The sequence below is a fragment of the Pacificimonas sp. ICDLI1SI03 genome (assembly GCF_054740865.1).
In genome coordinates, this window is the sequence record NZ_JBSQAU010000001.1 from 1,155,706 (window position 1) to 1,169,189 (window position 13,484).

10 protein-coding genes and 1 tRNA gene are annotated in these 13,484 nt (G+C 59.6%); 4 read left to right on the top strand and 7 right to left on the bottom strand.

Annotated features, from left to right (window positions below; translation table 11 throughout):
* Nucleotides 1-6: 6 nt before the first annotated feature.
* The 3 genes from ACSMXM_RS05775 to ACSMXM_RS05785 are packed head-to-tail and all read right to left on the bottom strand — an operon-like array spanning nt 7 to nt 2,718.
* On the bottom strand, nt 7-951 hold the full coding sequence (locus ACSMXM_RS05775) for an agmatine deiminase family protein (protein ID WP_460314769.1): 945 nt from the start codon (nt 949-951) through the stop codon (nt 7-9).
* Nucleotides 948-1,646, bottom strand: coding sequence for an RlmE family RNA methyltransferase (locus ACSMXM_RS05780; protein WP_460314771.1), 699 nt, complete (start codon nt 1,644-1,646; stop codon nt 948-950). Before ACSMXM_RS05780 ends, ACSMXM_RS05775 begins: the two co-directional genes overlap by 4 nt.
* Nucleotide 1,647: 1 nt before the next feature.
* Nucleotides 1,648-2,718: a Ppx/GppA phosphatase family protein gene (locus tag ACSMXM_RS05785; protein ID WP_460314773.1), complete on the bottom strand. Its 1,071-nt coding sequence runs from the start codon at nt 2,716-2,718 to the stop codon at nt 1,648-1,650.
* Nucleotides 2,719-2,883: 165 nt separating this feature from the next.
* Here ACSMXM_RS05785 and ACSMXM_RS05790 point away from each other — a divergent pair.
* From ACSMXM_RS05790 to ACSMXM_RS05800, 3 genes are all read left to right on the top strand, one after another.
* A tRNA-Gln gene (locus ACSMXM_RS05790) sits at nt 2,884-2,957 on the top strand.
* Nucleotides 2,958-3,271: 314 nt separating this feature from the next.
* Entirely contained in the window at nt 3,272-5,350 is a 2,079-nt protein-coding gene (locus tag ACSMXM_RS05795) for a S9 family peptidase (protein WP_460314775.1), read from the top strand.
* A gap of 339 nt (nt 5,351-5,689) precedes the next feature.
* Nucleotides 5,690-7,855, top strand: a complete 2,166-nt coding sequence (locus ACSMXM_RS05800; protein WP_460314777.1) for an EAL domain-containing protein — start codon at nt 5,690-5,692, stop codon at nt 7,853-7,855.
* A 30-nt stretch (nt 7,856-7,885) separates the two neighbouring features.
* On the opposite strand, the gene ACSMXM_RS05805 is transcribed toward ACSMXM_RS05800, so the two are convergent.
* From ACSMXM_RS05805 to ACSMXM_RS05815, 3 genes are read right to left on the bottom strand one after another with little or no spacing between them, the layout of a single operon-like run.
* Nucleotides 7,886-9,271: an ATP-binding protein gene (locus ACSMXM_RS05805; protein ID WP_460314779.1), complete on the bottom strand. Its 1,386-nt coding sequence runs from the start codon at nt 9,269-9,271 to the stop codon at nt 7,886-7,888.
* 45 nt (nt 9,272-9,316) lie between these two features.
* The gene (locus ACSMXM_RS05810; protein ID WP_460314781.1) at nt 9,317-9,991 is read right to left on the bottom strand and encodes a response regulator transcription factor; all 675 of its coding nucleotides are present in this window, start codon (nt 9,989-9,991) and stop codon (nt 9,317-9,319) included.
* A gap of 21 nt (nt 9,992-10,012) precedes the next feature.
* Nucleotides 10,013-10,348, bottom strand: coding sequence for a PepSY domain-containing protein (locus tag ACSMXM_RS05815; RefSeq protein WP_460314783.1), 336 nt, complete (start codon nt 10,346-10,348; stop codon nt 10,013-10,015).
* A gap of 44 nt (nt 10,349-10,392) precedes the next feature.
* On the opposite strand from ACSMXM_RS05815, the gene ACSMXM_RS05820 reads away from it, so the two are divergent.
* Entirely contained in the window at nt 10,393-12,165 is a 1,773-nt protein-coding gene (locus tag ACSMXM_RS05820) for an ABC-F family ATP-binding cassette domain-containing protein (protein ID WP_460314785.1), read from the top strand.
* A 31-nt stretch (nt 12,166-12,196) separates the two neighbouring features.
* Here ACSMXM_RS05820 and ACSMXM_RS05825 read toward each other — a convergent pair whose 3' ends face one another.
* Entirely contained in the window at nt 12,197-13,441 is a 1,245-nt protein-coding gene (locus ACSMXM_RS05825; RefSeq protein WP_460314787.1) for a cytochrome P450, read from the bottom strand.
* Nucleotides 13,442-13,484: the final 43 nt, after the last annotated feature.

A 13,484-nucleotide genomic window follows, 5' to 3' on the forward strand; every position in this document is an offset into this window, starting at 1 on the left:
GACAGCTTATTCCGGCACTTGGTTCGTCATGCAGTGAAAGGCGCCGCCGCCGGCCAATATGGCCCGCGCAGACAGGCCAATAGCGCGCCGACCGGGAAACAGCTCAGCCAGCGCACTGACCGCCGCCTGGTCATTTTCGACGCCGAATTGCGGGACAACGACCAGCTCATTCGTCAGCACGAAATTGGCATAGCTGGCAGGGACGACATTTCCATGATCATCGAGAACCCGGCCGGGAGAGGGGATATGCGATACCTGCAACCCTGCCCCAGACAGGGCCATGGCCGCATCGGCATAGACGATCGCATTTGGGTCGCCGCCGCCATCGGGAAATGGAACGACGGCGTGACCCGGCGCGACGAAGCGCGCCAGATTGTCGACATGGCCGTCCGTATGGTCGTTCTGCAACCCGTTCCCCAGCCAGACGATGCGGGTCAGCCCAAGCGTATCGGCAAGCGCTGCCTCCAGATCGGCCTGCGACATGTCCGGGTTTCGGTTCGGGTTCAAAAGGCACTGCCGCGTGGTGATCGCGGTGCCGGCTCCATCATGGTCGATGGCGCCGCCCTCCAGCACGAAGTCATGCAAGACCGCCTCGGCATTAAGCTGCTGCGCGATGGCTTCGGCGACGATTTCATCGCCCTTCATGACATATTTGCCGCCCCAGCCATTGAAGCGGAAACAGTGCGCTTTCTGATCTGCAAAGACCGGTCCGGAATCCCTCAGCCAGATATCGCCATAGGAAAGCTCCACTGTATCGATGCCGTCGACGTCAGCAGTATCGTCAGGCCGCACGAACAGTGTAACAGGGGTTCCAGCCTGTACCACCGCACGAACAAATGCCAGCACCTCCTGCCGCGCCTCCTGCAGCGCATTCCCCCATTCCCGCACATCCCAGGGCAGTGCGGTGAACAGGCGCCCAATGTGTTCCCATTCAGGCTTTGGCGGCATCATGCGATTTCCTGTTCCTTGCCGCCCTTGAAGCCTTGGGCGACCACATACCATTCGGACGACCCCTTGCGGCTGGCGGGGGGTTTGACGTGCTTCACCGTCGTAAAATTACGCTTCAGGTCCGCGACCAACCCTGCGTCGGCACCACCGGCCAGCACCTTTGCGACGAATGCGCCGCCCGGCACGAGGTAGCGATAGGCGAAGTCGGCGGCAACTTCGACCAGCCCCATGGTACGAAGATGGTCCGTCTGACGATGCCCGATCGTGTTCGCGGCCATGTCCGACAGCACCAGATCCGGCATGCCATCCAGGTGCGCGACAATCGCCTCCGGCGCCTTGTCGTCCAGGAAATCCATGGTCAGCAGGTGCGCACCGTCTATCGGGTCCATATCTAGAAGATCGATCCCGACAATGCCCGCGCGCGGCCGCTGTTCACGGACAACCTGCACCCACCCACCCGGCGCGGCGCCGAGGTCAACAATCCGCGTCGCGTGCTTCAGAAGCCCGAATTTTTCGTCCAGTTCGATCAGCTTGAAGGCGGCGCGGCTGCGATATCCGTGTGCCTTGGCTGCCTTTACATAGGGATCGTCAAGCTGTCGCTGCAGCCATCGCGTCGACTGCGCCGAACGCCGGCGCGCCGTCTTTACCCGCGTCTTGCCCGTGCCGCCGCGGCCTATGCCCGATTTACCGGCCGTCATCTCAATGCCCATCCCGCATCATCAAAGTGCGCAATATACCCTCCCGAATGCCTCGGTCGGCAACACACAGCTTCTCGACAGGGAAGGCCTCCAATATCGCATCCAGAATGGCGCAGCCGGCGACGACCATGTCGGCGCGGTCACGGCCAATGCAGGGCTGCTCGCACCGCTCCTCATAGCTCATGCGGGACAGGCTGTCCGCAATAGCGCGCATCGCCTTGTTCTCGACCCACGCGCCGTCGACCCGCGACCTGTCATAATGCGACAGGCCCAGGTGCAGGCTGGTCAAGGTGGTGATGGTGCCAGAGGTGCCTAGAAGCTGAAGCTTTTCGAACCCATCGGGCGGCAGAAGGCGGTCCATGGCCTGCGATATATTGCCGGCAACCCGTGCGCGCATGCGATGATAGGAGGCAAGACGCGCCTCGACCGTGTCCTGCGGGCATTTTTCCGTCTCGGTCAGCGACACGACCCCCCACGGTACACTGTTCCAGCCAAGCTGTCTGACCGCGCGCCGTCCGTCCGTTTCAACGAGACTGATTTCCGTAGAACCGCCGCCAATGTCGAATACAAGCGCGTGGCTATATTCCGGCGACAGCAGGGCCTGACAGCCCAGAACGGCGAGGCGCGCCTCTTCCGCAGGGGTGATCACGTCGAGGGCGATGCCGGTAACCTCGTGCACGCGCGCGATAAATTCCGGACCATTTGTGGCGCGGCGGCATGCTTCCGTCGCTACATTTCGGGTGATCCACGTGTCGCGGCGGTCCAGCTTTTCGGCGCAGACCTTTAAAGCATCGAGCGCCTTTGCAATGGCTGCATCCGAAATTCTTCCCGTGTCGAGCAACCCCTCGCCCAGACGGACGATACGGGAAAATGCGTCGATGACGTAAAAGCCATCCGGGCTCGGCCGGGCGATAAGAAGGCGGCAATTATTCGTTCCCAGGTCCAGCGCACCATAGGTACGCCGCGCCTTTGGAACATGATCGTGCCTGGCCCTGCGACCGGCAGGTGCACGATTATTGTAGGAGGAGCGCCGGGCCGACTGTCGACTGGGTGCCGGGGCATGCGTCGCCATATGGAAACCTACCGATATTTTAATTCAGCCGCTCGCGCGAAAATCGGTGCACGTGCGGTAACTTGCCGTCGACAATAACGAAACCGGGTCAATCCGCAAGGGGCGGCCGGTTACAGCACGTTGACAGGATCGCCACGCCGCCTATATCGCGCGCCTTCACGGCATTGCCCCGTCGTCTAATGGTAAGACTGCGGACTCTGACTCCGTCAATTGAGGTTCGAATCCTCACGGGGCATCCAGCCGAGCGTCCTATGCTGCCGCATATCGTTGAAAATCCGTGCTTTCAGGCGATTATTCGGCAGGTAGTAAAGCCCCCTGCCCGGCATGGATATCGGCGAGCGATCAGGCGCCACCAGACAATGTCTTTCCTGCCGACCCCCCCAGCGTTGACAAAACTCCTTCAAGGTCGTCTACCTCTCTAATCAGGCTTAGATCGGCCCGAACGGGTCGGCCTTACTAGCCGCGCCCGGTTTGGGCATTAACTAGTTTATTAAGGCCGGGGGATTTTAACATGCGAATGCCCCCCAAACTGCCGAGCGAAAAGGGGACTAAAATGGCCGCAATTAAAACCGGTCTTGCGCTTGTGGGACTGCTCATGGTCTCGCCGCTTTCGGCGCAGGTCAGTGGCGAGGGGGACTTCCTTGATTTCCCCATGGCAACCGACATCAGCGCTGCGGACGCGCCGGCCCTTTCATGGCTGATGCGTCAGGGTAACGACAGCAGCTTGATGTTTGCGCGCGCGCCCGATTTCGAGGCAGTCAAACTCTTCAGTCAGTCCGATGTGGATGGGCAACCGATCACCAGTATCGCTACGGCGCCAAACGGTGAATATGTAGCGTTTCACACCGGGGTGCCGTTCAATGGAAGCGGCGAAGCCTTCAATCCTGCGGACCTGATAGAGGCGCCTTCGGCAACACTCTGGCTGATAGAGACGAAGGCCGGTGCAAAGCCGATCAAGATCGGCGTCGGCTTCAACCCTAAATTTTCGCCAGACGGTAAGCGGATGCTTTACCGCCAGGGAAATGACCTCTGGGCCGTCAATCTTGAAAACCCCTCGTCAGAGCCGACCGTTCTTGTTCCGGGTGGCGCGGGCTTCAATCAAGGACTGTGGTCGGATGACGGAAAGACGTTGTTTTTCGTACAGGATCGCGGCGGCTGGTCGTTCTTAGGGAAATACACACTTGGCGCCGACCGCGTGGAATGGCTGGTCACTGGGCCAAATCGCCTGAGTTCCCCCGTGCTTTCACCTGATGGCCAAACGATCGCCTATCTCCGCTGGCCTGCGCGCGAACACACGATTTCATATGACCTGACGGAAAATCAGGCCTTCGCCGTGGAAACTGTCGATCTGGAAACCGGGGAAGTCCGAACGCTGTATGAGCCGGACGGCAAGGCGGGCAGCCAGATGTCGGACGATCCGGAGGGACATCTCAGGTGGGCAGATGACCGCAATATCGTCGTCCGCTCGGAGGAAGACGGCTGGGCCCGGCTCTATGCGATCCCTCGGTCGGGCGGACCCGCTAGCGCGCTCACGCCGACAGACTGTGAAGTTGCCGAAAGCGAGATTGTCGCCTCCGACAGTCTCTTCGTCATACATAATTGCGAGAACATCGACACTCGCCAGCTGTCACGGATCACCGTCTCGACTGCGCAAGAGCGTGCAATTCCCGGCGACGACGTCGTCATGGGTTTGGCGCGCACCGTCGGAGACGGGGGCTACGTCGCCTTTACGGGAAGCGACGAGGAGAATGCGCCGCTGCTGCGAATCCTGAATTTGGGTTCAGGAAATCTTGAACTTGCCGAAGCTCCCGCCGATTATGGCTACGCGCACGACTTCGCCGCCCCGGCGCCCGAAGTGGTTCGGATCACTGCGAGTGACGGCGCCACCGTTCCGGCACAGCTATTTCGCCCCTCAACTGAGGGCCCACACCCCGCGTTGATCTACGTACATGGCGGACCGCCTCGGCAGATGTTTCCGGCTTTTCATTTCGGCAGTTATTACGCCGGTGATTTCGCCATGAACCGGCGTCTGGCCGAACTCGGCTATCTGGTCGTGAGCATCAACTATCGTTCCGGCGTGGGATATGGCCGCGAATTCCGGGAAGCGCCGGGACGCGCCTGGCGCGGCGCGTCGGAATATGCCGACGTGCTTGGCGCAGGCAGGTGGCTTGAACAGCACCAGGATGTCGATCCTGAAAGGATTGGCATTTGGGGTGGGTCATATGGCGGCCTGCTGACGGCCCAGGCTCTTGCCCGGGATTCGGATCTGTTCGCCGCGGGCGTTGCAGTGCACGGGGTTTACGATTGGAGCTGGCCTTCGCCAACGCCGGGCCACCAGAACCCGAGCAAACTGTTTGGCGTCGGCGAGGCCGACAGGCCCCTGGCGTTCCAGTCCTCGCCACTGGGTGCCATTGACGGCTGGACATCCCCCGTCCTGCTGGTCAGCGGTGATCGCGACATGAACGTCGACGTGCGAGAAACCATCGATCTGCACCAAAAGCTGAGCGATAAGGGTGTGGACGTTCGGACAGTCATCCTGCCGGGCGAGGCCCATGACCTGATCCAGCATTCAAGCTGGGAAAGATTGTGGCAGGAAAGCAGCCGATTCTTCGCTGCAAAGCTGAGAGAGTGATCCCCAAAAAGGGAATAATTCCAGAAGTTGTCGAAGCGTAACATTCTAGATTACTTGCCGGGCATGTGTCGCGGTGCCGCTGAACCTGATTTCGGATCGAACCTAAGCCTGCCATTCAGTCAGCCGTTCTGCCGTGCATGCGGTTGGCTAATGGCGGGCACAAGCGGGGCAGCGAAGCTCGTACCTTGAACCGCTACGGCCTGTCTTGAAAATCACCGACAGTACGAACCCCGCCCCCGGCCCATAAGCCTTGCAGCGCAAAAAAAGCCTTATGAGCAAGGCTTTTAAAACGCTCTTGAATATGCCTTAGTGCCAATTACTCGGGGGGAGGAAAAGGCAATGGGACAAATCACCACGGAGGATGAGTTTCGAGTTTCCTTCGAAATGGCGCCGTTCCCGGCAATGCATCTTGATTGCGATCTGACCGTATTGGCTTGCAACGCTGCCTATGAGCAGGTCGCCCACGTAAAGCGGGCGGCGATGGTTGGTCAGAGGATATTCGAACTTTTCCCCGGGTCGGACAATTTGCAGACAAAGACACTTCGGGACTCCTTTGATTGGGTGCGGACCACCCGAAAAGCTCATCACATTCCCCATATGCAGTATGCCACGACGGTTCCCGACCATCCCGGTCTTCAGGAACGTCACTGGACCGTGTCCAACGTTCCGCTCCTTCGAAGCGATGGTGCCCTGCTCGGCATTCTTCACTGTCCGGAAGATATTACCGAACTGACATATTTACGTCGCGCCAATCAGAGCATTCAGGACGCGATGCCGTATCCGAGGACGCGCGGCGACATCCAGCGTTGGACGCGTAGTGTGCAGAATATTCTAGTGAGCGAAAAAGAAAGGCTTCACCGACTTTTCCAGCAAGCCCCTGGCTTCATCTGCGTGTTAAGAGGGCCACAGCACGTCTTCGAACTGGCCAATGATGCATATTACCAGCTGGTCGGCCACCGAAGGGTCATTGGGCGACGGCTGGTCGATGTCATGCCGGAAATTGTCGAGCAAGGTTTCCTGGATAAGCTAGATAGTGCCTATTCATCAGGAGTGCCGTTCATCGGTCGCGCCATGCCAATCGAGCTGCAGCGTATGTCTGGCGGTGACCTGGAGCAAAGGCACATCGATCTGATCTACCAACCAACACATGATGCCAATAACAAGGTTAGTGGCATCTTCGTTCAGGGAAACGATGTCACCGAGGCGCATATTCTATCGCAGAAGGTGATCTACCAGGCTGCACACGACCCATTGACCGGGCTCTACAATCGGCGGGAATTTGCCCGTTTAACGCAACAAATAGACGAACCTGGGACCCACGCGCTCTTTTGCATGGATGTCGACCATCTGAAGATCGTGAACGACCGTTGCGGCCATGCTGCCGGCGACAAGCTTTTGATGGAGGTCTCAGAGACGCTGAAGTCGCATTGCAATAGCGGAGACGATCTCCTGGCTCGTCTGGGCGGCGATGAGTTCGCTCTGGTAAGGCGCAATTGCAGTTCGAAGGATGCGACTGTCCTGGCCACCCGCTTATGTGCGGCGATCCGAGATATTCGTTTTGTCTGGAGGGGGAAACGATACGGCGTCACGTTAAGTATCGGGGTGGCGAATTTCGAAGGACAGGATGGAATGTCGTTCGAATCTGCCTTGGGATTGGCGGATGCGGCCTGCTTCCTTGCGAAGGAAAAAGGAAGAAATCGTGTCCAGATCAGTTCCGCAAGCGATGAAGAAGTGCGTCAGCAGCAGCGGGACATGGACAATGTCACGCGTTTGAAAGAGGGAATGCGGGAAGATCGCGTCAGCCTATATGCCCAAAAAATGTTTGCACTACAGTCTGCCGAAGAAGAAGGTCCGGTGTTCTACGAGGTGTTGGCACGCTTGCGCGATCCAAGTGGCGAGATCATCATGCCTGCCGGATTTATCCCGGCGGCTGAACGCTACGGGTTAATTGAAGAACTTGATCGACATATCATCTGCAAGGCGTTTGCCTACCTTCAGGTGCAGCCACAAGAGCAGCGCCATAGCACATGCTATTTCATCAACATCTCGGCAATGACCCTGAGTACGCAGGGATTTCAAGATTTTGTCGAGGATTCATTGGCTGCGTATCCCTTGATCTCTCCATCCCAGATTTGCTTCGAAGTGACTGAAACTGCTGCCATTTATAATATCGAACGCACGGCCGAGGCGATGCAGAGGCTGGTAGATATCGGATTTAGGTTTGCCCTGGATGATTTTGGCAGCGGTATGGCATCGTTTTCATATTTGAGCCGCCTGCCCGTGCAGTTCGTGAAGATCGATGGTGAGTTCGTCAACGCCACTGTCGATCAGCCGGCGGGTAAGATTATCGTCGAGGCCGTAGCCAAGGTCGCGCGTTCGATGAATATGCGCACCATCGCCGAGTCGGTCGAACTGGATGAGCTGATCCCGCATCTCAGATCACTGGGTCTGGACTACGCTCAAGGCTTCGCTTTGCATTGTCCCCAGCCAATCGGAGAGTGCTAGCGTCCGTGCTCGCAACCCGTGGCAGTGCCGCTATCGCGCGGCGCGGGGCAGTATCAGGCGGGCACAAACGCCGCCCAGATCCTCGCTCTCTCCCAGTTCGACCATGCCATCGTAGATCTCCGCAACATCGCGCACGATGGCGAGGCCCAGACCCGTTCCGGGCTTATCTGTATCCAGGCGGGCGCCGCGCTGAAAGAGCGCGTCCCGCTTTTCCGGGGCGATGCCAGGTCCGTCGTCCTCAACCTCTATCACGATCATGTCAGCACCCGCCGTCGACAGGGTGACGAAAACGCGCCCGCCGCCATATTTTGCAGCATTGTCGATCAGATTACCCACCATTTCCTCCAGATCCTGCCGCTCCCCCAGGAAATCGAGATCGCGATCCCCGTCGAGGTCGATGGTCACCTGCCCCGGGTACATCCGCTCAACCGTACGCCGCAGCGCTTCCAGGCTCGGCCAGACGGGGCTTCTCATATTCAGAGCGCCGCGGCGCCCTAACGCTCGTGCACGGGCCAGATGATAATCGACATGGCGGCGCATGGACCCGGTCTGGCGCTGAACGACGGCGGCCAGCGGCGTGTCCTTTCCCATGCTCTCATTGACCAGAATGGCCATCGGCGTCTTCAATGCATGCGCAAGGTTGCCGGCATGGCGCCTGGCATCTTCCGCCTGTTCCTCCGCCTCCGACAATAGCTGGTTGATACCATGCATCAGCGGCGCAACTTCGGATACGAAGTCTGTCGCCACCCGCTGCGCAGATCCCGATCGCACTGCCGCGATTTCCGCCCGCACCCTGCGCAAGGGTTGCAATCCGTAAATCGCTTGCAGTGCGGACAGGATCAGCAGGCCAAGTCCAAGAACGCCGAGCGAGATCAAAACCGTGACCCTGACCCGCCTTAACTGCGCGTCCAGCTTCGTCCTGTCCTGGGCAATCTGGAAATGAAACAAGGTCGGCGACCCGGGCAGAGTCGCATCCCGCTCGACCACCCGCAGCATCTCACCGCCGAAAAAAATATCCTGGAATTGCATTCCCTTCTTGGCAGTGGAGGTGTCCACCGGCAGCGCCCCGTCCCACAGCGAGCGCGAGCGATACGGCTGCTGCCCTGCCCTCGAAATCTGCCAATAATAGCCAGAATAAACTTGCAGATATCGTTGATCCGACAGTGGCGGATCAAACCTGACTTCGCCCTGCTCCGACAGTTCGGCGCTGCCGATCATCGTGTCGAGGCTGCTTTCCAGTTGATCGTCGAAATTACTGGCGATGATGGAACGGACCGTGCGGTCCAGAATGAAGCCACCGGTCAGCAGCATCACGCCCACCCAGATCGCCGCGACGCCCAGCATTCGCCGTCCAAGGGAGTGGCGTCCGAAAGGCCGGGGCGCTCGCGTATCGGCAGGCAGCGTACGCTTCAGCATAGCGGCAATGGTCTTCCCGCCGTCATGCAGGGAGAGACACTGACGCTAGGCCGCCCGGCTGTCCGGGTCGTCCAGCGTATAGCCAAGCCCGCGGATCGTCTCGATCAGGTCCGCGCCGAGTTTCTTGCGGATGCGCGTGATGAATACCTCAATCGTATTGGAATCCCGATCGAAGTCCTGATCGTAAATATGTTCGATCAGCTCGGTTCGGCTGACCACCTTGCCCTTGTGGTGCATCAGATAGCTGAGCAGCTTATATTCCTGTGCCGTCAAGCGAACGGGCGAGCCCGCCTTCGTCACCCGGCCCGAACGGGTATCCAGCCGCACATCACCCGCCTCAAGCTCGGAAGACGCAAGCCCAGCCGAACGGCGGATGAGCGCCCGCAGCCGCGCAATCAACTCCTCCATCTTGAAGGGCTTGCCCAAATAATCGTCAGCACCGGAATCGAGCCCTGCCACCTTGTCCGACCAGCTGTCTCGCGCCGTGAGAACGAGGACAGGCATGTCCCGCTCCGCCTTCCGCCATTTATCCAGGATGGTTAGCCCGTCCATTTCGGGCAGGCCCAAGTCCAGAACCACCGCGTCATAGCTTTCCGTGTCGCCCAGGAAGTGGCCGTCCTCGCCATCGGTCGCGAGGTCGACGGCATAGCCGGCCCCCTCCAGCGTTTCCTTCAGCTGTTCACCGAGCGTAGGTTCATCCTCGACAATCAAGATGCGCATGCGCGCCGCCTCCTGCTATTTCTATTCGCGGGTGCGAAGGATATCGCCGTTACGCGCGTCCACGTCCACCTCGATCACCTGATTGCCGCGCATGAAGCGCATGCGATAACGTGCGGCGTCGGGATTGCAGTCGCAGCCGAGGAAGCGTCCGCCGACCCGTGCGCCCACCCGGTCGCGCAATTCGCCGAAGTTCATCAGGCGGCCTGCCTGTGCGCCTGCGCGCGCGGCATCCTGATCACTCACCTGTTCCATTGCCTGACCACCGAACGCGGCAAGGGAAACGCCAAAAGCGATTAAGATGGAAAGGACAGCCATGGTGGGAACGCGCGAATACCCTCGGATCAGATTTGATGCCATTGGCACTGTTGCACTGAACAGGTTCTGAACCTAGCGCAACCTTTATGGCAGCCCCAATCGTATCTCTTGAATCCGTCGGTCTGAATCAGGGGACCGAATGGCTATTTCGCGACCTTGATCTGTTTGTTGGCGAACGTGACCGGCTGGCACTGATAGGCCGAAACGGCGCGGGCAAGACCACGTTGTTTCGACTGATCGCCGGAGAAATCGAGGTCGATGAGGGTGAGCGAAAGCAGCGACCAGGGACGAAAACCGTCACCCTGCTGCAGGACCCCAATGTCAGCGCATTCGATACATTGCGCGATTTCGCGCTCCACGGGAAGAACGCCCCCGCCGCACATGAGGTGGAAGCCGTTGCCGACCAGCTGGGAATCGATCTGGATCGCCAGGCAGGAACGGCATCGGGCGGCGAGCGTCGGCGGGCAGCGCTCTCTCGCGCGCTGGCATCGGAACCCGACCTCCTCCTCCTCGACGAACCCACCAATCACCTGGATATTGCCGCCATCGAATGGCTGGAGGGATGGCTGGAGCGCTATTCCGGCGCCTTCGTCACGGTCAGCCATGACCGCGAATTCCTGAAGCGCCTGACCCGTTCATCGTTGTGGCTGGACCGTGGCAAGCTGAGGCGCGCCGATATCGGCTTTGGCGGCTTCGAGGCATGGACCGAGGAGGTCATCGAACAGGATGCCCGCGCGGCGGCCAAGCTCGACACGAAGCTGGCGCAGGAAGCGGCGTGGCTGGTGAAGGGCGTTACGGCGCGGCGCAAGCGTAATGTCGGCCGCCTGGAAAAGCTGTGGGATCTGCGCGCGCAGCGGGCCGAGATGCTGGGACAGGTCGGCAAGGCAAAGCTCGCGCTTGAATCCGACGATGCCAAGGCGAAGATCGTCATCGATGCGAAGGGGATTTCGAAAAGCTATGGCGGCCGGGAAATCATCAAGCCGCTGGACCTGAGGCTGCAACGCGGTGACCGCATCGGGCTGGTCGGACCCAATGGCGCTGGCAAGTCGACATTGCTGAAACTGCTGACCAAAGAGATCGAACCCGACACCGGCCGTGTGCGACATGCAAAGACGCTGACCGGCATCACCATCGATCAGCAGCGCAGCCTGTTGAAGCCGCGTGCGCGTGTACGCGACCTGCTGACCAACGGCACCGACTGGATCGATGTGCGGGGCGAACAACGGCATATCGTCGGATATCTGAAGGATTTCCTGTTCGACCGATCCTATATCGACGCGGAGATCGGCAGTTTGTCCGGCGGTGAGCAGTCCCGGCTGTTAATGGCGCGGGAATTCGCTCGTCCCTCCAACCTGCTGGTGCTGGACGAACCCACGAACGATCTGGATCTTGAAACGCTCGACCTGCTGCAGGAAGTCATCTCCGACTATGACGGCACGGTCCTCCTTGTCAGCCATGACCGGGACTTTCTCGACCGGACCGTGACCATGGTCGTTGGCCTCGACGGGTCCGGCGACGTTGACGTCGTTGCGGGCGGCTTCGCCGATTGGGAAGAGAAGCGCCGCGAACGCAAACGTCCAAAGGCAAAAACATCCTCTGCCGCCCCCGCCGCTCCGGTGAAGCGCGAAGAAAGGATGACGTTCAAGGACAAGCACGAGCTTGAGACCCTGCCGGATCGCATCGCCGGACTGGAAAAGGATATCCGCGTGCACGAGGCGGCACTGGCCGATCCGGCGCTGTACAAGGATGGCGCGGAGGCATCGCTGAAGCTGGGCAGTGCCCTCGAAAAGCTGCGTGCTGACCTTGCCGCAGCGGAGGATCGCTGGCTGGAGCTTAGCGAGATGGCGGAAAGCCTTTAAAATCAAACCTGAATAGTGGCTTTGCGGCGCTCTAACTCTGCGTCATCGTCACCATTTGCTTGTGATAACCATTGATGAACGGCGAGGCGACGCGTTCCGGCTCGCCTTCGCAAAGAAGGCGCATGTCGCGCTTCAGCATTTCCTCGATCAGGATCGTCAACTGCATCTCTGCCAGGCGCGCGCCGACGCATCGGTGGATGCCATAGCCGAAGGCAAGTTGGCGGCGGGCATTTTCGCGATCGGGCATCCAGCGGTCGCCATCCTCGAAAATATCTTCGTCCCGATTGGCGGAGACGTACCACATGACCACCTTGTCCCCTGCGCGAATTCGCTTTCCCCGCAAATCATAGTCCTCGACCGCTGTGCGCCGCATGTGCGCCAGTGGCGTCTGCCAGCGGATCAATTCCTGAACGGCGTTCTTGACCAGTCTTGACCCCTCCCCCTCGCCTTTCAGCTTGGCCCATTCCGCCGGAAACAGGGACATGATGCGGGCAATGCCGGTCATTGAATTGCGCGTGGTGTCATTCCCGCCAACGATCAGCAAAATAAGGTTTCCGATGAACATTCGCTCCGGCATGTGCGCCATGCTTTCGGAACGCTGCATCATCTTGATCAAATCGTCGCCGTCCTCCTGCGTCTTCTTCATCTCCCACAGGCCGGCGAAGAACATGCCCATCTCGTACATGACGTTCATGCGCTGTTTCGCGGATTCGGGGTCCAGCGCGGCGTTGACGTTGCCGGCCCAATCCGACCAGTAGGTCAATTTGCGGCGCTGTTCCCACGGAAAGTCGAACAGCAGAGCCAGCATCTGCGTCGTCAGTTCGATTGCCACACGGTCTACCCAGTCGAACGGCTCCCCCTGCGGCAGGGACTCGAGCAGCGTCGCTGTCCGCTGGCGAATATCGGGCTCCATCGCCGCCATTCCGGAGGGGGTGAACTTCGGCGAGACGGTACGCCGCTGCGGCGTATGTTCCGGTGGATCCATGGCAATAAACATGGGCATGCGATCCTCGTCCTGGATCTCCTCAGGCGCGTCGGCGATCGTGATGCCGCTATATTGCCAGGAGGATGAGAAGATCTTCGGTAGCGATTCGATCTCCTGAATATCCTTGTACTTCGTCGCCGACCAATAGGCGCCATAAGGGCTTTCCGGGGTATAATGCAGCGGATCGGCGGCGCGCATCGCCGTAAACAGGTCAGGCCAGCTACGACTGGTCCACAGTTCCGATTGCGATGGATCGAATAGCGGGCTGTCGCCCCGTGGCTGCGTTGCCATATTTGCTCTCTCCCAAGATGCGGCCAAGCATCACGCGATTTGC